Genomic DNA, 21,146 nt, shown 5'->3' with positions numbered 1-21,146 from the left:
TATACCTATAGCCAGCTTTTAAAGCTGGCTATGAGATTCATTTACAATATCTTCAATTTGACTTAACTCAAAACTTCCTTCTCGTTCTTTATCCTTAGTAAAGTAAACAAGATATTCTCTATTTCCTTCTGGACCCTTAATTGGTGAGTAACTTAATCCTAGTACTTTTAATTCATTTTCTATTAAAAAGTTTATTATTGTATTTATAACTTCTAAGTGTACTTCCTTATCTCTTACAACACCTTTTTTCCCAACTTTATCTCTTCCAGCTTCAAATTGTGGCTTTATTAATGCTACAACTTCACCTTTATCTCCTAATAATGCCTTTACGGCTGGCATTATTGTTCTTAATGAAATAAATGATACATCTATAGATGCAAAATCTAAAGCTACTCCAATATCTTCTGGAGTTACATATCTAATGTTGGTTTTTTCCATACAAACAACTCTCTCATCAGTTCTAAGCTTCCAAGCAAATTGTCCATATCCTACATCTACAGCAAATACTTTAGATGCATTATTTTGAAGCATACAATCTGTAAATCCTCCTGTTGATGCTCCTATATCCATACATACCTTATTTGTAAGGTCAATTCCAAAAGTATTCATTGCTTTTTCTAATTTTAAGCCTCCACGACTTACATACTTAAGTTTTTCTCCCTTAAATATTATCTCAGCATCAACTTTAACTTTTTCTCCTGCCTTATCTACTCTTTGCCCATCAACAAATATAAGTCCTGCCATAATATTAGTCTTTGCTTTCTCTCTTGATTCGCAAATTCCTTTTTCAACTAATAATATATCTAATCTTTCTTTCTTAGATGCCATATTTTTCTCCTTTATTCTAAAATGTCTATAACACATTTTTCTATAGCTTCTGCATCAAGCCCTGCATCTTTATATAGTAAATTAACATCTCCATGTGGAACAAATTTATCATTAAATCCTAAGGCTTTAAATTTACCTTTAAAATTAAGCTTACTTAATTCCATTAACACATAGCTTCCGAATCCACCGTTTATGACATTATCTTCAATAGTTATAATGTTATATCCTTTATCAACTAGTTCTTTTAACATTTCAATATCTATAGGCTTTACAAAAGTTGCTCCTATAACCAAAGGATTAATTCCTTTTTTAATTAATGATTTTCTTGCAATCATTGCATGCTGCACCATTTTTCCTACAGCTATTATAGCAACTTTATCTCCATTAATTATCTTTTCCCATTTTCCGTATTTTATTTCTTTTAGTGAAGATATACCTTCATAGCAATCTGTTCCTCTTGGATATCTTATTGCAACAGGAACATCTTGATTTAAAGCCCACTTTAACATTACAGATAATTCTTCTAAATGCTTTGGTGCTAAAACTACTATGTTAGGCACTGCACATAAGTAAGATAAATCAAATACCCCTTGGTGTGTTTCTCCATCATCACCCACAATTCCAGCTCTATCTATAGCAAAAACTACAGGTAAGTTTTGAATACAAACGTCATGTATAACTTGATCAAAGGCTCTTTGTAAAAACGTTGAATAAACTGCAAAAACAGGCCTTAAACCAGCAGTTGCCATTCCTGCCGCAAGTGTAGTTGCATGTTCTTCTGCTATTCCAACATCAAAAAATCTATTACTATATTTTTGAGAAAACTCTTTTAAGCCTGTACCATCTGGCATAGCTGCAGTAATTGCAACTATATTATTATTTTTTTCAGCTAATTCTAACATAGTATCTCCAAATACCTTTGAATAGGTTTTTTTTGCAGGTATATAACTTTCACCACTTTCTAAGTCAAATGGTGAAACTCCATGAAATTTATTTGGATTTTTTTCTGCAAATTCATATCCTTTTCCCTTATGGGTTACTGTATGAATTATTACAGGACCATTAATTTCTTGAGCCTTACTAAATACTTCATTCATTAATTCAATATCATGCCCATCAATAGGTCCTATGTATTTAATACCCATGTTTTCAAACAACATAGAAGGTACTAATAAATGCTTTAAACTATCTTTCACTCTATGTAGACATTGAACTACTGTTTTACCAGCATTACTATTACTTAAAGTAGAATTTATATCTTCCTTTAATTTATTATAGCTATGATCTAATCTTAATTTATTTAAATGATTTGATAGTCCACCCACATTTTTCGAAATTGACATTTGATTATCATTTAAAACTATAATCATATTAGTTTTATTAAAACCAACATCATTTAGTGCTTCTAATGCCATTCCTCCAGTTAGTGCTCCATCTCCTATTACTGCAATAACATTATAATCTTCATGTTTAATATCTCTCGCTCTAGCTATACCTAGAGCTGCTGATATTGATGTACTACTATGCCCTACACCAAAAGCATCATATTTACTTTCACTTATTTTAGGAAATCCACATAAACCATTATATTTTCTCAATGTATCAAACTTATCCTTACGCCCAGTTAATATTTTATGAACATAAGTTTGATGTCCAACATCCCATACTATTTTATCTTTTTCAAAGTTAAAAGTTTTATATAAACTAAGCGTTAACTCCACTACACCTAAATTTGAGGATAAATGACCTCCAGTTTTTGATACTTGTTCTATTAAAAATTCTCTTATTTCATCACTAAGCTTATAAAGTTCCTTATTAGTCAAAGTTTTTACATCTCGCGGATAGTTTATATCCTCTAATAATTTTGACATATTTATCATTCCTTCATTTAGTTTTCTCTGTCTAAAAGTTCTTTAGTTAAAACCTTTAAATCGCTAGTATCTACAGATAAACTATCTAATATCTCAATGCTATCTTTTGTTAGCCTTTCACATTCTTTAATACAATATTCTAAACCATGCATTGTAATAAAATTAGTTTTATTGCTTTCTTCATCACTTAACACATTTTTCCCTAATTTTTCTGTACTACCTATTACATCTAAAATATCATCTTTTATTTGAAAGGCTAATCCTAAATTTTCACCAAACTTTTCCAGCTTTTTAATATCATCCTCTGGTGCTTCCCCAAGTATAGCTCCTGACACTATTGAAACCTTAATAAGTGCTCCAGTCTTTTTCATATGCATATATTTAAGTTCATCTTCACTTATTTTTTTACCTTCATTTATGATATCTACCACTTGACCACCTATCATACCTTCAGGCCCTGATGCTGATGCGATCTTTTCTGCCGCCACTAATGCTCTTTCTCCATTCTTTAACGAAAATTTCATCATTAAATTCATAGCTTCATTTAAAAGTGTATCTCCTGCAAGTACTGCTATATTTTCTCCATACACCTTATGATTAGTAGGCTTACCTCTTCTTAAGTCATCATTATCCATACATGGTAAATCATCATGTATTAAAGAATAAGTATGAATCATTTCTATTGCTGAAGAAAATTCTAATATATCTCTCCAATTTTTTTTATACATGCTATATGTTAAAAGCATTAATATAGGTCTTATTCTCTTTCCACCTATATTAAGACTATAGCTTGCTGAATCATAAATAACTTTATTATAAGTTCCTTTATTACTGAAGTAATCTACTAAAAATTTATTTATTTCTTTCTTCATTTCATTAAACTTCATTTTCTTTCACCACTTCAGTATTATCCTTAATTGTTAAGAATTTTCCCTCTAACGTATCTAATGTCTTATATAATTTATTAATGATTTTACTTCCCTTTTCATATTCTTTCATAGCATCTTCCAAACTTAACTCATTATTTTCCAATGTAGATAAAATAACTTCTAAATTATTTAACATATCATTATAGCTTTCCTTCTTTGCCATGATAAAATCCCCCTTTTTCTATGGGAGTAAAATTTCCTTTTACATACCCATCTTCCATAGAAATTTTTATTTCAGTAGTTCCTTCAAAAACTTCCTTACTTTTAACTACTTTGCCAGTTTCATCTTCTATTATAGCATAACCTTTTGCTAAAATATTCAAAGGATTATGTGCATTTAATATATTATTTAATGAAAATATCTTTTCTTTATTACTCTTTATTTTAAATTCTATTATTTTTTCTATCTTTTCCTTTAGATTATCAATTTCTAAATATGCATTTGCAATTCTATTATTTGGTGAATTTAGACTTAATATTTTTTCTAGATTTTTAACTCTTTGTTTTTCTTCTCTAAGCCTATCACTTATTATAAAATCTAATCTTTCTTCATAATTACTAATTTGCTTATATTGATTTTCCTCTAAAGGAACAACTATTTCAGCAGCTTGCGAAGGTGTTGCTGCTCTAAAATCTGCAACAAAATCAGATATAGTAAAGTCTACCTCATGACCTACAGCTGATACAATAGGTATCACTGATTTAAAGATAGCATATGCTAATGGTTCCTCGTTGAAATTCCATAGCTCTTCCATAGAACCTCCACCTCTACCTATTATAATAACATCTACACTTTTCTTTTTATTAAAATATTCTATACCTTCAATTATTGTTTTATATGCTCCATAACCCTGCACTAAAGCCGGATAAAGAATAATATCAACTTTTGTATTTCTTCTTCTTACAACATTAATTATATCTTGTATCGCTGCACCTGTTTCTGAAGTTACTACACCTATTCTGTAAGGATTTTTAGGAAGGGGTTTTTTAAACTCATCTTCAAAATACCCCTCCCTACTTAACTTTTCCTTTAATTTCTCAAATCTTATGTGAAGTTCTCCTAAGCCTTCTTGCTCTATTCTATCACAGTATATCTGAAATGTTCCATTTGCTGAATACACAGATGCTCTTCCTGATACTATTACAGACATTCCTTCTTGTAATACAATATCTAAATCAAAGCTTTTACTTTTAAACATAATACAATTAATCTTACTATTTTCATCTTTTAATGAAAAATAGATATGACCACTGGAATGATATTTTAAATTTGAAATTTCTCCTCTTACAGAAAGGTTATTTAATATAAAATCATTATCTAATGTTTTTTTTATATAATTATTAACTTCCGATACTGTTAAAGTTTTAATTTTCATACTTTTCTAAAGCCTCACATACATTCTTCATTAAAAGAGTTGTTGTAAGAGCTCCAACACCCCCTGGAACAGGAGTAACAAAAGCTGCTTTATTTATAACTTTTTCGAAATCAACATCACCCGTAATTTTTCCTTCTACAGAATTAGTTCCTACATCAATAACTATTGCATCTTCTTTTACATAGCTATCATCTATGAACTTAGCCTTTCCTATTGCAACAATTAAAATATCTGCTCTCTTACACACTTCTTTTAAATTTTTAGTTTTTGAATGACAAATTGTAACTGTACAGTTTTCTTTAAGCATTAATGCAGCAGCTGGTTTACCTACTATATTGCTTCTTCCAACTACAACTACTTCCATTCCTTCTAAATTTATATTTAAGCTTTTTATTATTGTTAATATAGATTTAGGTGTACATGGCATGAAAGTTTCCTCTCCCATATATAGCTTTCCTTGATTAACAAATGTTAAACAATCTATATCCTTTTCTGGAGATATCGATGATATTATCTTCTTTTCATCCATATTTTTAGGTAATGGTAATTGAAGTATTATACCATTTACACCATTATCATTATTTAATTGTTCTATTTTTTCAATTAATTCACATTCTGTTACATCATCACTTAAATGAATTTTTTCAAATTCTAATCCTAATGAAGTTGCTACTTTTTCTTGATTGTTTAAATAAAATAATGATCCGCCATCATTACCAACTAATATAGATGCAACTTTAGGTATATTTAGTTCATTTAACTTTCTAGTCTCTATAAAGTTTTTTATATTATCTTTAATTCCTAAAGCTATAGCTTTACCATCTATTCTATCACCCATTTTTTTGCCCCCTCTAACTCTATCGAAAATACTCTTTATTTATATTTATAAATTTTTTAAAACCTTATCTAATACTCCATTAACAAATGAACAGCTTTTTTCATCTGAATATTTTTTAGTTAATTCAACTGCTTCATTTATTGCCACACTTCCTGGAACATCTTCAACAAACATCATTTCTCCTACTGCTAATCTTAATATTGTAAGATTAACTTTAGATATTCTATCTAACTTCCAGTTAACTAAAGATTCTACAATTTTTTTATCAATAACTTCTAGGTTATCAGTAACTGTTTTTATAACACTTTTTATGTATTCTATGTCTAGAGTATTTAAATTCATCTCGTAATCTTCTACGAAGTTTTCTATTGTTTCCTCATAACTATTTTTGCTAAGTTCCATGCTAAAAAGCAACTCCATTGCTTTTTCTCTTGATTTCTGTCTTTTCATAACTTCCTCCTGAGTATATAATATACATTAATCTCTTTATTTGTATTATAAACTTATATTACATTAATTAAACATATGTATATTACAATATTATCTTATTTATGTCCATAAAAATAATCTTTTACGAATCAACTTCTACTATTATAAATAATTTTCTTTAAATTTACTATCTAAATTTTTATGTAAACCTTATATATTTTTTTATTACAATGAGAAACCCTCTGTTTGACAGAGGGTTTTTTACTATACTTCTAGCGCTTCCTGTTGTTCTTGTTTTGGAACATATATGTTTTGAACATTGACATTAACTTTGTCAACCTTTAAGCCAGTCATAGCCTCAACAGTCTTTTTAACATTTTCTTGAACTGCACTTACTACATCTGGAATCTTCATACCATACTCTACAGCTACATTTAATTCAATTATAGCTTTATCCTCTTCTAATGTAACCTTTACACTCTTCCCACTAGAAGCCTTTTTACCTTTTAATATTTGTGATATGTTACTTGAAACTCCATGTGGAACTTCAACTATTCCTTGAATTTCATCTGCTGCTATTTCTGCTATAACACTTACTACTTCATCAGAAATTTTAACAATTCCTATAGTAGATTCATTGTTTACATTTTCCATGCCTTAACCTCCTTAAGGTTTATTATATAAACCTACTTTTCCTTATGTTCATTATAGCAAAAGAGCCTTTATATTACAATGAATTATTTCATTGATGTTATATCTACATCTGTTAAAGTAGTAATATCTTCAACAACTTTCTTTATTACAGCTGAATTTTCTTCTGATAAAACATCGTCTACCTTAACATAAACTTTTACAGTTTTGTTATCATTTATCATACAAAGAGCATCTTCATAACCTTTATTTCTAATTTCTGATTCTACTCTACTTTCTTGATCATTCATTTTAGCTTTTTCAACTAATGCATTGTTTGCTATATCTTTTGATTCTTGTGATGCATTTGCATCTTCTGTAATAGCTTTCATATCATCTATATACTTTTCATCTTGTTGCTCTTTAGTTAATCTCATACTATAGAAATACTCTGTTGTACTTAAAGTTTCTTCTGTAGATGTATCAGTTTTAGTATTATCTGTATTTTGTTTTAATACTGCCTCTAAGCTTGTTGGATCGTTATAACCATTTTCATTTAGCTTCATAGATAATACTCCAACACATACTATTAAAGCCATTAGTGTAAAAATAATCCCAAATTGTTTTTTTGTCATTTTTTAATTCCTCCCATTCTTTTTATATAACATATATATGCTAGCTTCCCATCGGATATACATTAACCTTATCCAAACTTAAATTATATAAACTTGAAACAGCCTTTTGTATATCATATGTGATCTTACTGCTTTTAGCACCTTCTGCAACAATTAACACTCCTGTAATTTGTGGTTTATATGTCTTAGTTATAAAAGGTTCACTTATACTTGAATCACTTTGCATTACTACTGTTTCTCCTTCGGTTTCTTGCTTTGTTACTCTTGTTCCTCCATTATTATCTTCCTCTTGTGTCTCTGATGTTTGGGTATTTGAATTTGTTGCAGGTACTTTTACTTCACTACTTTCAAAATAAATATTAACAACTACTTCTCCCACCCCATCAATTTTAGAAAGTATCTCTTCTAACTTTTCTTTTTGTTCTGTTTCATAATCTAATAACTCTTTAGATGTTGTAACACCTTCATCTCCTGAAACTTCTTGAGCTCCAATCGGTGTATTATCAGTATTTCCTTTTGTTAGATCAGCATCATCTCCCATAAAATTACTAACTGCAAGCCATAAAAATATAATTACAAGTAATACTATTAAGCAATTAACAAATTTTTTATTTTGCATAAGTTTATTCATTTCTTCATTTAATTTATCTTTATCCATACCTCTCTTCCCCCTCCTATTCTTTATTATTTTCCCATGCTATATAACTTTATTTTTTCTGTTGGTATTTTAAAAACTTCTGATAAGTAATTCTTTATTTCTTCTTCATTATCCACCGTTTCCTCATTTGATACTGCTTCTTCACTTTCTTCATTTATATTAATTTTAATACTGTCAACTAATTTTACTCCTTCATCCCTTACTCCCACCTCTAAACTCTCTATACTATAAGTCATATCTTCTAAATCTATTTCACATTTAATATTTGATTTAAAATCCTTATCCGAGAACTCTTCTTTAAGTAAACTATCGCAATTGCTATTTAAGTTATTTTTAAATGACTCTATTTGACTTTCACTTATACTCTCTTTATTTCCACTAGTTGTGCCTTCATAAAATATGCTTTCATAATTTTTAATAGTATTTACTAACTCTTGCTCTCCACCAGTAAAGAATTTTACTATTGGATTTATCATTACTGAAATAAGTATTAATCCTAATACAAATTTTATATATTTCTTCATAGAATTATCAGGAGAAATTATCTCTACTGCAGTCATAAATATCATTGTCGCCACTAAGGTTATAACAAAATTATTTATATATTCCATCTTCTCTATCCTCCAATAACAAACTTTCCAGCGGATATCATAATTGCTATAAGAATAAAGAACATTATACTTACACTTAAAACACATGACATTATTAATACTAAAGATTCGCCTGCTGCTGCTATAGAACCTGTAATTCTTTTATCTGTTATTGGTTCTAGTAACGCTGCTGAAAGTTTAAAAATAAGTGATGATAATATTAGCTTAATAATAGGATATAGAATTATTAAAATTATAACTATTAACCCAATTGATCCAATTGCATTCTTTATAATTAATGAATATCCTGCTACAGATGATATAGCATCTGAAAGAGACTTTCCTACTATTGGTATAAAATTATCAACAGCAAATTTAGTAGTCTTTAATGTAACTGCATCTATAGTAGAAGAGGTTATCCCCCTAATAGTTAATATCCCTATAAAAATAGTAAGAATAATTCCCTGTAACCACACAGTAGATTTTTTTACCATACTACATAAATTAGATAATTTTGATTCTGTTGATATATTATTTGTAAACTGTAATACAAAAGTTATTAGAATTAATGGTATTATTACATTCATGTATATTTTAGGAATTAATATTGTACATCCTAGTATTATTGGATCCATTGTAGCGGCCTGAGTCAAGCCCCCTGCCGCAGCTAGCATAAGTACTAAAACTGGTAATACTTTATCCATAAAATCTGTAATTTGAATAATTACATCCTTTGCTAATGATATTGATATAATAAAGGTCTTTGATAATAGTATTATTAAGATAGCATAACAAGCATAAAAAGCTACCTGTGAGACGCCTTCTCCTGAAAAAGAAGATTGTATATTCTTAAATAATGAACATATTATTCCTATTGCAACAATTGAAAAAGCCAATGATAATATAGTTTTTACTTCCCTAAAAAATAAACTTATAATAGCATTTAAAATTGTTGAAAAGGATAAATTGCCTTCCCCAGTTTCTATATAGCTCTTTACATAGCTTATTGGATCTAATTCATTAATAAGTTCTACATCACTTTTCATTGTATTTATATAGTCATATAGACTATTAAGCTTTGATTCTACTTCTTCATCATTAGTTACGCTTGTAAGCTCCTTTGCATAAGTAATTTTACTAGGAACTATCGATATATCGCTAACTCCCATAATGCTTATAATTATAAGAGACCAAATTATCTTTAAAATATAGTTTTTCATTTTCTCACCTACAATATCTGAAGAATTGAATTCAATACAGCCATTAAAATTGGAACTGCTAATCCTAGTATCATAATTTTCCCAGCAAATTCAACCTTGCTTCCTATACTACCGGCTCCTGAATCTTTGCATATTTCACTACAAAATGATGTTATATATGCAATTGCAAGAATTTTTAATACAATTCCAATATAAACTGTGTCTATATTAGCTTTATTAGCAATATCCTTAATAAATTCTATTACATCAGCTAATTGGCCTATCATGTAAAGGAATATTCCTATTCCTGCAGCAAGTATTACAAGAAATCCCACTTGGGATTTATTATCTTTTAATAAAAGGAATATGAATAAAGCAGTAAATGCAAAAAATGCGACTTGAATTATCTCCATAAAACTCACCTAAAAAGTAAACATAGTTTTTACAGTATCAAAAAGATTTGATATCATTCCAATAATAGTAATTAAAATAATAACCATTCCTGCTAAATTAGCTAATACTGCAAATTCCTTTTTTCCATTTCCCTCTAATACCTTTTCAATAACCATAAGTAAAACTCCCATTGCTCCAATCTTAAACAGTAAACTTACATCAAACATAATAAATTACTCTCCCCCCTTAGATAAAAAATATTGCTAGCATCGCACCAATAGACAATCCCAACGTTCTATATAATTTAATATTTTCTTTTTCAAACTTTTTGGCCTCCTTATAATTTATATCTATACTATCTAATGCAATCTTAAAAATCTTATCTTGCCCTGTTACTCCTGATGAACCTAGTGTTTTAAAAAAATCACTTATAATCTTATAATCATCATCTAATAAATTCATCTCTTCCTTCGATTTCATATAAGCCTTTTCAAAACTTTCATATATAGTTCCTGCATATCCATTTTCTAATGTAAATGACATATCATTAAGTATTTCTGAAATAGGATTATAAACCTTTTTACTAACCTCCATTAAAGCATCAGGTAATGGAGTATTAGCATATATAATCTCATTACTTAATAATAAAAGTCCCTTTTGAAATTCTTTTAATTGAATACTTCTTCTTTTATAGTTTTCTCCTAAAAAGAAACCTATAAATGTACAAATTAAAAACATGGAAAAAATCATTAAACCTCTAAACATTGCAATCCCTTCTCTCTACTTACCTTATAGACTCTTTCTATAGTACCAGCCCCCCTTCGATTGCTTAACAATATAATTCTTTCTAACACACAATTATCTATTAATTCCTTAAAAACCTTTCTATTATAAACATCATTTATATCATAACCATGTACAGTAACTATAATATTTACTCCAGAATTAAAAGCCATATTTAATGCTTCTAAATCCCCCTCTGTTCCTATCTCATCACATATTAATACTTCTGGCGAAAGACTTCTTATTGCCATAATCATTCCTGATTTTTTTAAGCAATTATCTAAAATATCAGTTCTAATTCCTACATTCATTTGTGGTATACCATTATAACAGGCTGCAATTTCACTTCTTTCATCTACTATTGTTACTTTTTTTCCTTTTAGATTTATTTGATACATTCCATTAGATAAATTTTTTGCTATGTCTCTTAATATAGTTGTTTTCCCACACTTAGGAGGAGATACTATTAATGTATTATATACTCTATTATTTTGAGTAATTAACCTCATAACCTTATTAGAAGCACCTATAACCTCTTTACATATCCTTATATTTAATGATGAAATATTTTTTATAGTCCTAACTTCACCCTTTGATATTACGCACTCTCCAGCAAGTCCAACTCTATGTCCTCCCTTTAATGTAATATATCCTTGTTTAATTTCTTCTTCAAATGCATATAGTGAATAGTTAGAAATTTTAGCTAGCATATATCTTAAATCTTCTTTTGTTGGGATATAATCTAGCACTTTTTCTTCAAAGGATAAATTAAGTATTATAGGCTTTCCTATTTTTATCCTTATTTCTTGTATTCCATCATTCATTAAAAATTCTTTAATACTATTTCCTATACCTTCTGGAAGTATCTTATAAACCTCATCATATTTCATATCATCACTTCCTTAATTACCTTTCTCTTTAATTTTTATTTCACATAATAACGAATTATTCATACTATAAAAAAATATGTAAAATATTTCTTTTAAAACATATGTAAAATAAATATCTATATAATATATTTATTGCATTACATATAAATTCCTTAAATTTATTCAAAAAAATAAGCTATTGCAATTAATTTGCAATAGCTTATTTTTTAATCAAGTAAATTTTAATAAATATATACTATGTATTACTCTCTAGCAATTCCTCCACAAAACGGACAAGGAATAGAGTTATTGTTATTTAATGCTTGTTGTTCTACAAATAATGGTTTACTACACTTTTCACAATTGATTTCAACATATTCATCTTCTAATCCATTTAAATCATCAAATGTTACTTCTTCAAATAGTTCATCTTGTATATCAGTTAAATCATTATCTATATACTCCATATTTTCTTCTAAATATTCTTGTCTTGAATTTAAATCCTCAACCTTTGAAGATAGGTCTAGTAATATATCACTTAAAGAATTAAATATATCTGTATATTTCTCATCTTCTATATCATTTATCTTATTTTTAACTTGATCTATTTTAGTATATATATCTCTCATACTTTCACTTCCTTTGAAGAAATTATTATATATATGATTATACACTTATTTTTTTATCTTTAAAAGAAAAACTAGGAGTCATTTATATAATCTTAAATAACTAAATCAAAGATTTAGATTCTCGCTTAAAAAAAACAAATGCTAAGTTAAAAACCTAGCATTTACTTTAAGATTAAACTCTTTCCATGTATTCCCCAGTTCTAGTGTCAACTCTTATAGTATCACCTTCGTTAACAAACATAGGTACGTTAACAACTGCTCCTGTTTCTAATGTAGCTGGTTTCATAGCATTTGTAGCTGTGTTACCTTTTACTCCTGGGTCAGCTTGAGTTATTAATAATTCAACAAAGTTTGGTGCTTCAACTGAGAATGCATCACCTTTATAGAATTTAATTACTGCAAACATATTTTCTTTGATGAACTTTATAGCATCTTCAACTTTTTCATAGTTTAGTGGAATTTGCTCATAAGTTTCTTGATCCATGAAGTAGTATAATTCTCCATCAGAATATAAATATTGCATTTCTTTTCTTTCAATTACTGCTTCTTGTAATTTAGTAGTTGGGTTGAAAGTTGTATCTGTAACCCCACCTGAAATAACGTTTCTAAGTTTAGTTCTAACGAAAGCAGCTCCTTTACCAGGTTTAACGTGTAAGAAGTCTATTACTGTATACACTTGTCCGTCATACTCAAAAGTTGTACCTTTTCTTAAATCACCTGCTGATATCATAAAAAAATTCCCTCCAAATCACTTGAATTCATAGTTATTATGACCTTTATTTTTAACAAATAATCATAATACTGTTTGTCGTTTAATGACACAACAAAAACATTCTATCAAAATTACTAAAGAAATGCAATTATTTCGTTAAGAACATCAAAATTTTTAATAAAATTACCTATATAACTCCAATATTACAGTTAAAATATTATCTTTTCCACTAATATCATAATTATATATTTCAAATTCTTCCAATTTATTAATTATTTCTTTTATTTTTTTGTTACTGCCATTTATCATTATTTTAACATACCACTTTTCTCCCAAATCTTCAACTTCTATTAGTTCAATATTTTCATCTATATTTATATAATTATTTATTTCATTAAATGTTAATTTTGTTGGCTTATTATAATTTAATTCTTTAACAACTTCAACATTATTTTCTGTATTAAAATAATAAAGCATAATTATAACTTGAATAAGTGTTATAACTATTAATATAGGTTGTTTATAGTAACTAAAATTTAACTTAACACTACTCATATACTACCTTCACTACCTTTTTATCATCATAATTAGTAACCTTTTTTACTTGAATGCCTAAATCTTCTATTTCTTTAATATCCTTATTTTTTTCATATGTTATTTCAGCAACATCATTTAGAACTTTAAATTCAATACTATCCTCATCATATAAATTTATCCACTTAAATATTTCTTCTTTTTCAATATATACTTCTTTTAAATCAGTAGTATATTCATCAATATCTGTTGTTTTTGATATACTATCAATATTAAAGAATAACAATATTATATTTAATAATATTAATATTTTATATCCTCTTCTATTTTCTTCACTTTCTTTAAGTTGCTTTTTTTCAATAAAATCTTTAGGAATAAACTCTTTATACTTTAAATATTTTTTCATTTATTATTTCTCCTATTTCAAAGTATATAATGTGGAGTTTATATTTTATTTCCACTGGTATTATATTTTCATCATCCTTACTTACTATAATAATGGATCCATCTTGTAAATCATTTAATTCATTACTTATAATAAAATCACTTTTACTTTTCACAAAACTTTTTACAATAAAATTTTCTTTTATATATATTGAGTATATAAATTCTCTTAACTCTATAATTATAATATAATCTGTTAATTTCTTTATTTTACTTTCTACTATACTCTTTATATAAAATTGAATTGGTTTTACCCTAACAATCTTAGCTTCACTAATTATATTTTTAATCTTTCTTCCATTTCCCATTGAATATAGATATAATTTTTTTCTTTTTTTATCATGTTCATAATGAATTAGAATATCATTCTCATCGCCATATTCTTCTCTCACTATTTTTCCAACAATAAATTCCTTAGCTTTTTTTATATCTTCAAATTCTTTAATTAGGATATTTTCTTCAAATATAAACAAATCAATTTTCTTTTTAACAATACTTTTTATTGCAACTTCATCATATAGTTTATTTTTAAATATAAAATCCTCTTTAGTAGAAATTACAATATCTTTCATATATCTTCTCCTTCTTATACCATATAAAACATCTTATATAACTTAGGCCTAAAAATAATCTCTACTTCTCCTTTATCACTATCAATAAATGCTACATCAACTTCACGTATACTCTCTACTTTACCAGGTAATGATTCCTTTAAATATAATTTACTTTCATATATAATAAATTTTAATTTTTCATCTTTACTAAAAATATGTTCATATTTAATATTCAAATCATCTTTATATGATCTAATAAAATCAAATACTTCTTCGTTATTTTTAATTAAATCCTCTACTTCTCTTAACAACTCATACTCGTAATCATTCAAATAGAAAATATCTTCTTTTATTTCATAAAGATTAATCTTACTAGAATTAGCTACTATAGTTTTAGCATTATAAACTATTAATATAATTAAAATATTTAATAATATCAATACTTCTAACATTACTACCCCTTGTTTTTTCTTCATATACACCTTCCTCGTACTTTGGATTCCTTATTTTCTATATAATAATAAACTAAATTTTTCTTTGTCCTAACTTTAAAACTAATAACCTTATCTAATAGTGTATTATCTCCCACTGATACCGTATCTTCTTTATAATTTAAAGTCCTAACTTTTAAATTGTTATCTCTTAAATAAATTATTTTGACTGATACCTCTTCATTTATATTCTTTAAAGTAACAACTATATTATCTGATTTAATATCACTAGTTAATTTATCTGTAAACACTTTATTTTCTTCTATAGAAATAATTCCATTGCTATTGCATAGAGTATCTATATATAATAATGCATTATCAAATCTATCGTCATTGTAACATCTATCAAGATTAATAAAATAATCTCCTAAAGTTTCATAAGAAAGTGTTGTTGTTACGCCACCAAGTAAAAGTACTATGGCTAAAACTATAATTACCTCTATTAAAGTATATCCTTTTCTACATTTACTCATAATAATCCATCCACCTATACTTAAAGAAACTTCTCTCTAAACTTTCATTCTTAGAAAGTAAGTTAATTTTTATTTTAACCTTTATTTTATCTTCATCCTCTGTAGGTGTAGTTGTAATTATTATGTCATTACCTTTAGGCATCTGTTCTAAATCTAAATCTGATAAGTCAAATAAAAACTCATCATAATTTTGTAATTCTAGACTATTCTTATTTGTCAAATCTATTATTTCTTCTAGTGTAGAATTATATTTTATTTCTTGCATTATACAGTAAATTATTCTATTTGATTCTTCTATTTCTTCACGCCTAAATGAACTTTTTATATTTTCACCTATTAGTAATGCCACCACTAAAAACATTGCTAAAATAATATTAACACCAACTATAGTCTCTATAAAAATACTTCCCTCTTTCTTCACGTTTATATTTTATTCTCCTTCATAAATATTAACTGTGCCTATTCCAGTAGCAATAGTTATCCTGTATACCCTTCCATTTTTATCTATCACTCTTATAGTATCTGACTTTTGTATATTTCCTATTTTGCTTATCTCAAAACTATTATTACTCACAAATTTAAATTCTTCTTCTAATAATATAGTTTTTATTATTTTACTTCTTGATGATATATCTTTAAAAGTTATCTTTCCATCATTGCTATTAATTTCAATTAATCCATAGCTACCATAATATCTACAATAATACTTACTATAACTAATTAAGTTGCTTATTTCATTTGCGATACTTTTTCCCTTAACCCTCATTACTATTTCTTTATAGGATTTTGATATATTAAATGTCGGTAATATTAATATTGCAATTATAGCCAATACTATTACCACCTCTATAAATGTGTATCCTCTTTTTATTTTTACTACCTCATATTAATACTATATCTAAAAGAGGCATTATAAACTTAATAATAAAAATTACAATTATCATACCTATAAATAATATTAAAAAGGGCTGTATCATCTGAGTTAATTTATTTATTTTTGTAGTTAAATTTTTAAAAATCTCTTCTTCTAATAGCTGAAATCTTTTATCTAATGAACCACTTTCTTCTCCAAGTTTTATATGTGCCAATGTATATTTAGAAAACATTTTTGTTTCGCTCATGGCTTCAGATAACATTATTCCTGATGTAATATCCTTATTTATCTTTTTAATACTTTTGCTTATATTTTTTCCAAGCTCACTTTCACAACAATATTGCAAACCTATAGCAATATTAATTCCACTATTAATAACTACAGACATCAAAACTATAACTATATATTCATTAATTAGGTTGTATATAGGTATTTTCTCAATCACCATATCTAAATATTGCTTTAAAAAGTTTTTAATAATAAAATATGGAAGTATTACAGTTATAATAGTTATTTGTACAATTACTATTATTGGATTATTAAATAGCCTTTGCTTAAACATTATTATATTTGAATATACTAATGGTGTATCTTTCCCCATAGCTAAATAAATATTACTCATATTTGGGATAAAGAAAAACACAACAAAAATTCCTAAAATAGCTAACGCTCCTAATAAAATCATAGGATATGTTAATGCCCCTATGATAGATTTTTTAACATAATATAATTTACTATAAAATGTTTCTAATCCTCGTAATACATAAACTATTTTCCCAGTCCTTTCTCCTATATCTACCATAGAGCTAAAAAAACTTGGAATTAGTGTACCCCCCTTTTTGAATCCATCACTTAAACTACCACCTTCCTTAATAACCTCTTCCATTTGTTTTAATATTATTTTATATTCTTTCTTTAAAGGTAATTCATCAATTAAACTTAATATATTTAACAAAGAAACTCCTTCATCATATAATTTGCCTATATTGCCTGCAATAATAGCTAAGTCGCTATAACTAGCTTTCCTCTTTGTAGATAGCATTAATTCCCTCCATTTCTATAAAATTTTCATAATCTTCTATAGATATATCTCCCTTTTTTAATAAATTATTTAAATTTTCCATCATTTCAATATTTGATAATATATCTGTATCGTTATAAATATTTTTAATTTTATTTTTCATCTTCTTATCAATTACATGTATAGCTGCTACTAAGGCTCTTCCAGAATATCCTGTATAATTACATTCTATACATCCACATCTTTTGAAAACATTTACCTTTTCCTTCTTTATAACCTTTTCTCCTATTTTATTTTTACATTTATTACACAACAATCTAATAAGTCTCTGAGATATTATTCCAACAAGAGAATCTCTTATTAAATATTTTTCTACTCCCATATCCTCTAATCTAAAATATACTTCTCTTGGATCACGAGTGTGAATAGTAGAGTAAACCTTGTGTCCCGTCAATGCTGCTCTTACTGACATCTCCGCCGTTTCTTCATCTCTAATTTCACCTAACATAACTATATCAGGATCTTGTCTTAGTAGACTTCTAAGTCCTTCTGCAAAACCAATATTAAGTGTCTTATTTAAGTTCATCTGATTTATTCCTGGAATTACTGCTTCAATTGGATCCTCCAAACTAGATATATTTACTTCATCTTTATTTAGCTCTTGTAACATACAATAAAGAGTTGTAGATTTACCTGATCCTGTTGGTCCATTTACTATTGTTAATCCAGTATTAACCTTCATAATATACTTCAATTTCTTTTTTTGGTTATCGGTTAAATCCAATTTATCTATAGAATAGTTAAATACATTTCCATATAGAATTCTTATAACAGCCTTTTCTCCATATACAATTGGTATTATAGATATCCGTAAATCATAATCTTTTTCCCCATATCTAAATGTCATTTTTCCATCCTGTGGTTTTCTTTTTTCAGTTATATCTAAATTTGAACTTATTTTCATTTTTGATAAAATAGATGTATACTCTTTATTATCAAATATAGACATACTTCTTAATAATCCATCAATTCTAAATCTAACTAATATGGAATCTTTATACGGTTCAAAATGTATATCAGAAGCTTTTAAATTTATAGCTTCTTTGAACACTTCATAATCAGCGTCTTTCCTATTTCCTAGATATACAATTTTAAGTAAGTATTCAAATTCCTCTTCAGTTACTGTTATTACTTCAACTTTTTTTCTAAATATAAACTCAAATTCATCTATCATAGATTGCTTATTACTACTTGTATAAATATAGATTTCTGTCTTATTTTCTTTAAAAGGAAAGGCTCTTATCTTCTTTGCTTTTTGTTCATTTATTTTTCTTACTACCGAAATATCTATACTCTTAATTAATTCACTTTTTACCATTTATAAATCACCCTTAATAAAACTGTCCATTCTCGTTTCTTTTATTCCTTTTTTTGTAAAATATATTATTTTTGTAACTTTTCCCAATTCAAAATTTATTTATAAAAAAAAGAATTTAGAAATTCTTCTAAATTCTTTTTAATTAATATTTATAAAGTTACAGTTTGTTATATCATTACTAACTAAAACTACACTTCCATCTGAATATTTATATACATTCTCTGACTGTCCACTAGAAGTGCTTCCTACAAATAATATCTCTCCTGCTTCATTAACTGATAATCCCTTTTCTGCATAAAGTATACTTGGAAAATCAAATAGTAATCTTTTTACTATACCATTATCAAGTTCATAAATTGAATAACTATTATTTTTTACTCGCCCTAATAAGTATAGTTTATTATTAATAGATTCTATATCATTAATATCTATAACCTCTCTTGAAATCTCAGTTACTTCACCATTTATATTAATGATATTAAGAACAGTATCTTCTTCATAGTGTTCTTCTACCAGAGCCAAGCCATTATCTATATGTTTTAAAAATTTTACATATCCATTACTTATTTTATAAAGATTTTCTTCCTTTTTTGTTTTTATATCATAAGTAAAAATTCCAGTAAATTTCTCTTCAGAATCAACTCCATAATAAGCTAGCTTAGTATCTGTTATCCAATCAATAAATTGCCCTGATATCACAGCATTATTTTCTAAAAGTATTTCTTTTTCACTTTTTAAATCCATAACTGCTGGCTCTAAATATTGATCATTTATAAAATAAAAGATATAATTTCCTTCTGGTGAAATCTTTAAATTTGCTATTTTATTATGCTCTATCTTTATATCTTTATTGTTGTAATTTACATAAAAACTATTATCTTTATAAAATGTGTATGTATTAGACTTCTCATTAAAGTTAGTTATTACTCTATCTCCTGTATCTATTTCTTCATATGTATTTTCTAAATTTAAATTAAAAGTTTCATAACTGGTGCTTTCATCTACAAAAGCACCTTTATTTAAGTTTATTTTACTTACTTCTTCTAAGGTTTCATTTTTACACCCTAAAAAAAATACAGTAGTAATCATAAGCTGAATCACAATAATTAATTTTTTTAATTTTATTTTTACCATTTACTTTTTCCTCTTTTTAATACGCCTTACCACTACAAATAAACTCTGCATCTCCAATCATATAAATAGAAGTCCCCTCTAACTCTATTCTTAATTGACCACCTGGAACTCTAACATTGACTTTATCTTTAGTTAAATTTAATTTATTACATATTACAACAGATGCTGAACATCCTGTTCCACATGAATAAGTGGCACCAGCGCCTCTTTCCCATGTTCTAACTAAAATATTTTCATCATCAATCACTTTAACAAAATTAACATTTGTACCTTCTTCAAAAAGCTCGTATTTTTCTATATATTTACCTTCTGTAACATCATAGTTGTCATCTTCTACAAAAATAACTGTGTGAGGAACACCTACTAATATAGAAGAAGCTTTGTATTTTTTACCATTAACAACTATATCTTCATCTATTAATTTATTTTTATTTTTTAATGGTATTAATGAACCATCAAAAGTTATTTCTCCCATATATACTTTTACAGTTTCAACTTTTTTATCACTATTTATCTTTAATTTTAATTCTTTTACCCCATCTCCAGTTTCAACAGTAATTATATCTTTGTTTATAATGTTATTTTCAAAAACATATTTTCCAAAGCATCTAATTGCATTTCCACACATATTTGCAGCTGAACCATCACTATTTACTATTACCATTTTTATATCTGCTATTTCTGATTTTCTAACTAAAACTAGGCCATCTGCTCCAATTCCAAATCTTCTATGACAAAGCTTTTTAGCTAATTCACTCTCTTGTCCAATGTATTTATTATCTAAATCTAATAAAAAAATAAAATCATTTCCTGTACCATGCATTTTTATAAATTCCATAATTTTCTCCTCCATTTTACAACCGTTTTACTAATA

The 21,146-nt window shown here is 26.8% G+C and carries 29 protein-coding genes; all 29 read right to left on the bottom strand.

Translation table 11 applies throughout. From position 1 onward, the window contains the following. Positions 1 to 18: 18 nt before the first annotated feature. Positions 19 to 828 (bottom strand): TlyA family RNA methyltransferase, encoded by an 810-nt coding sequence (locus Q0G30_RS02395; protein WP_294385997.1) that lies wholly within the window; start codon positions 826 to 828, stop codon positions 19 to 21. A gap of 11 nt (positions 829 to 839) precedes the next feature. Continuing rightward, a complete protein-coding gene (dxs, locus tag Q0G30_RS02390) occupies positions 840 to 2,699 on the bottom strand; it encodes a 1-deoxy-D-xylulose-5-phosphate synthase (RefSeq protein ID WP_294385994.1) in 1,860 nt (619 codons plus the stop codon). A 17-nt stretch (positions 2,700 to 2,716) separates the two neighbouring features. Beyond that, positions 2,717 to 3,586 carry a polyprenyl synthetase family protein gene (locus tag Q0G30_RS02385; RefSeq protein WP_294385990.1) on the bottom strand — a complete coding sequence of 290 codons (870 nt, stop codon included), beginning with the start codon at positions 3,584 to 3,586 and terminating at the stop codon, positions 2,717 to 2,719. Next, positions 3,576 to 3,791 (bottom strand): exodeoxyribonuclease VII small subunit, encoded by a 216-nt coding sequence (gene xseB, locus Q0G30_RS02380; RefSeq protein WP_294385987.1) that lies wholly within the window; start codon positions 3,789 to 3,791, stop codon positions 3,576 to 3,578. Before xseB ends, Q0G30_RS02385 begins: the two co-directional genes overlap by 11 nt. Then, positions 3,769 to 5,004, bottom strand: coding sequence for an exodeoxyribonuclease VII large subunit (gene xseA, locus Q0G30_RS02375; RefSeq protein WP_294385984.1), 1,236 nt, complete (start codon positions 5,002 to 5,004; stop codon positions 3,769 to 3,771). Before xseA ends, xseB begins: the two co-directional genes overlap by 23 nt. Next, positions 4,994 to 5,842, bottom strand: coding sequence for a tetrahydrofolate dehydrogenase/cyclohydrolase catalytic domain-containing protein (locus Q0G30_RS02370; RefSeq protein ID WP_294385982.1), 849 nt, complete (start codon positions 5,840 to 5,842; stop codon positions 4,994 to 4,996). The genes xseA and Q0G30_RS02370 overlap by 11 nt, the downstream gene beginning before the upstream one ends. 45 nt (positions 5,843 to 5,887) lie before the next feature. Continuing rightward, complete coding sequence (gene nusB / locus Q0G30_RS02365) at positions 5,888 to 6,292, bottom strand: transcription antitermination factor NusB (RefSeq protein ID WP_294385979.1); 405 nt, start codon at positions 6,290 to 6,292, stop codon at positions 5,888 to 5,890. Positions 6,293 to 6,535: 243 nt separating this feature from the next. Next, the gene (locus tag Q0G30_RS02360) at positions 6,536 to 6,925 is read right to left on the bottom strand and encodes an Asp23/Gls24 family envelope stress response protein (protein ID WP_294131451.1); all 390 of its coding nucleotides are present in this window, start codon (positions 6,923 to 6,925) and stop codon (positions 6,536 to 6,538) included. Positions 6,926 to 7,008: 83 nt separating this feature from the next. Next, positions 7,009 to 7,536 carry a SpoIIIAH-like family protein gene (locus Q0G30_RS02355; RefSeq protein WP_294385977.1) on the bottom strand — a complete coding sequence of 176 codons (528 nt, stop codon included), beginning with the start codon at positions 7,534 to 7,536 and terminating at the stop codon, positions 7,009 to 7,011. Positions 7,537 to 7,576: 40 nt separating this feature from the next. Further along, positions 7,577 to 8,194, bottom strand: coding sequence for a stage III sporulation protein AG (spoIIIAG, locus tag Q0G30_RS02350; RefSeq protein WP_294385974.1), 618 nt, complete (start codon positions 8,192 to 8,194; stop codon positions 7,577 to 7,579). A 26-nt stretch (positions 8,195 to 8,220) separates the two neighbouring features. After that, positions 8,221 to 8,805 (bottom strand): stage III sporulation protein AF, encoded by a 585-nt coding sequence (gene spoIIIAF / locus Q0G30_RS02345; protein WP_294385972.1) that lies wholly within the window; start codon positions 8,803 to 8,805, stop codon positions 8,221 to 8,223. A 5-nt stretch (positions 8,806 to 8,810) separates the two neighbouring features. Then, positions 8,811 to 10,004, bottom strand: coding sequence for a stage III sporulation protein AE (gene spoIIIAE / locus Q0G30_RS02340; protein WP_294385971.1), 1,194 nt, complete (start codon positions 10,002 to 10,004; stop codon positions 8,811 to 8,813). Between the two features lie 8 nt (positions 10,005 to 10,012). Continuing rightward, positions 10,013 to 10,396 (bottom strand): stage III sporulation protein AD, encoded by a 384-nt coding sequence (gene spoIIIAD / locus Q0G30_RS02335; protein ID WP_294385968.1) that lies wholly within the window; start codon positions 10,394 to 10,396, stop codon positions 10,013 to 10,015. 9 nt (positions 10,397 to 10,405) lie between these two features. Beyond that, positions 10,406 to 10,603 (bottom strand): stage III sporulation protein AC, encoded by a 198-nt coding sequence (spoIIIAC, locus tag Q0G30_RS02330; RefSeq protein ID WP_133016750.1) that lies wholly within the window; start codon positions 10,601 to 10,603, stop codon positions 10,406 to 10,408. A 19-nt stretch (positions 10,604 to 10,622) separates the two neighbouring features. Continuing rightward, positions 10,623 to 11,141 (bottom strand): stage III sporulation protein SpoIIIAB, encoded by a 519-nt coding sequence (gene spoIIIAB / locus Q0G30_RS02325; protein ID WP_294385966.1) that lies wholly within the window; start codon positions 11,139 to 11,141, stop codon positions 10,623 to 10,625. Then, positions 11,126 to 12,049: a stage III sporulation protein AA gene (gene spoIIIAA, locus Q0G30_RS02320; protein WP_294385964.1), complete on the bottom strand. Its 924-nt coding sequence runs from the start codon at positions 12,047 to 12,049 to the stop codon at positions 11,126 to 11,128. The genes spoIIIAB and spoIIIAA overlap by 16 nt, the downstream gene beginning before the upstream one ends. A 242-nt stretch (positions 12,050 to 12,291) precedes the next feature. Then, on the bottom strand, positions 12,292 to 12,657 hold the full coding sequence (locus Q0G30_RS02315) for a CD1247 N-terminal domain-containing protein (RefSeq protein WP_294385962.1): 366 nt from the start codon (positions 12,655 to 12,657) through the stop codon (positions 12,292 to 12,294). A 172-nt stretch (positions 12,658 to 12,829) separates the two neighbouring features. Continuing rightward, on the bottom strand, positions 12,830 to 13,387 hold the full coding sequence (gene efp, locus Q0G30_RS02310) for an elongation factor P (protein WP_133016754.1): 558 nt from the start codon (positions 13,385 to 13,387) through the stop codon (positions 12,830 to 12,832). A gap of 165 nt (positions 13,388 to 13,552) precedes the next feature. Continuing rightward, positions 13,553 to 13,924, bottom strand: a complete 372-nt coding sequence (locus Q0G30_RS02305) for a hypothetical protein (protein WP_294385958.1) — start codon at positions 13,922 to 13,924, stop codon at positions 13,553 to 13,555. Then, positions 13,917 to 14,309 (bottom strand): hypothetical protein, encoded by a 393-nt coding sequence (locus tag Q0G30_RS02300; RefSeq protein WP_294385957.1) that lies wholly within the window; start codon positions 14,307 to 14,309, stop codon positions 13,917 to 13,919. The genes Q0G30_RS02305 and Q0G30_RS02300 overlap by 8 nt, the downstream gene beginning before the upstream one ends. Next, positions 14,287 to 14,919: a hypothetical protein gene (locus Q0G30_RS02295; protein WP_294385955.1), complete on the bottom strand. Its 633-nt coding sequence runs from the start codon at positions 14,917 to 14,919 to the stop codon at positions 14,287 to 14,289. Before Q0G30_RS02295 ends, Q0G30_RS02300 begins: the two co-directional genes overlap by 23 nt. Positions 14,920 to 14,933: 14 nt before the next feature. Continuing rightward, positions 14,934 to 15,377 carry a hypothetical protein gene (locus tag Q0G30_RS02290; RefSeq protein WP_294385953.1) on the bottom strand — a complete coding sequence of 148 codons (444 nt, stop codon included), beginning with the start codon at positions 15,375 to 15,377 and terminating at the stop codon, positions 14,934 to 14,936. Further along, positions 15,374 to 15,865, bottom strand: a complete 492-nt coding sequence (locus Q0G30_RS02285; protein WP_294385950.1) for a prepilin-type N-terminal cleavage/methylation domain-containing protein — start codon at positions 15,863 to 15,865, stop codon at positions 15,374 to 15,376. The genes Q0G30_RS02290 and Q0G30_RS02285 overlap by 4 nt, the downstream gene beginning before the upstream one ends. Further along, on the bottom strand, positions 15,858 to 16,286 hold the full coding sequence (locus Q0G30_RS02280) for a hypothetical protein (RefSeq protein WP_294385947.1): 429 nt from the start codon (positions 16,284 to 16,286) through the stop codon (positions 15,858 to 15,860). The genes Q0G30_RS02285 and Q0G30_RS02280 overlap by 8 nt, the downstream gene beginning before the upstream one ends. 9 nt (positions 16,287 to 16,295) lie before the next feature. Then, entirely contained in the window at positions 16,296 to 16,736 is a 441-nt protein-coding gene (locus tag Q0G30_RS02275) for a prepilin-type N-terminal cleavage/methylation domain-containing protein (RefSeq protein ID WP_294386024.1), read from the bottom strand. 10 nt (positions 16,737 to 16,746) lie between these two features. After that, positions 16,747 to 17,781 carry a type II secretion system F family protein gene (locus tag Q0G30_RS02270; RefSeq protein ID WP_294385945.1) on the bottom strand — a complete coding sequence of 345 codons (1,035 nt, stop codon included), beginning with the start codon at positions 17,779 to 17,781 and terminating at the stop codon, positions 16,747 to 16,749. Continuing rightward, a complete protein-coding gene (locus tag Q0G30_RS02265; protein WP_294385941.1) occupies positions 17,756 to 19,138 on the bottom strand; it encodes a GspE/PulE family protein in 1,383 nt (460 codons plus the stop codon). Before Q0G30_RS02265 ends, Q0G30_RS02270 begins: the two co-directional genes overlap by 26 nt. A gap of 138 nt (positions 19,139 to 19,276) precedes the next feature. Next, positions 19,277 to 20,272 carry a hypothetical protein gene (locus tag Q0G30_RS02260; RefSeq protein WP_294385938.1) on the bottom strand — a complete coding sequence of 332 codons (996 nt, stop codon included), beginning with the start codon at positions 20,270 to 20,272 and terminating at the stop codon, positions 19,277 to 19,279. A 16-nt stretch (positions 20,273 to 20,288) separates the two neighbouring features. Further along, positions 20,289 to 21,110 carry a diaminopimelate epimerase gene (dapF, locus tag Q0G30_RS02255; RefSeq protein WP_294385935.1) on the bottom strand — a complete coding sequence of 274 codons (822 nt, stop codon included), beginning with the start codon at positions 21,108 to 21,110 and terminating at the stop codon, positions 20,289 to 20,291. Positions 21,111 to 21,146 lie beyond the last annotated feature (36 nt).

It is taken from the genome of uncultured Clostridium sp. (assembly GCF_934754925.1).
GTDB lineage: Bacteria > Bacillota > Clostridia > Clostridiales > Clostridiaceae > Clostridium.
The sequence above is the reverse complement of the archived record's forward strand: the minus strand, read 5'-3'. Positions and strand labels throughout refer to the sequence as shown.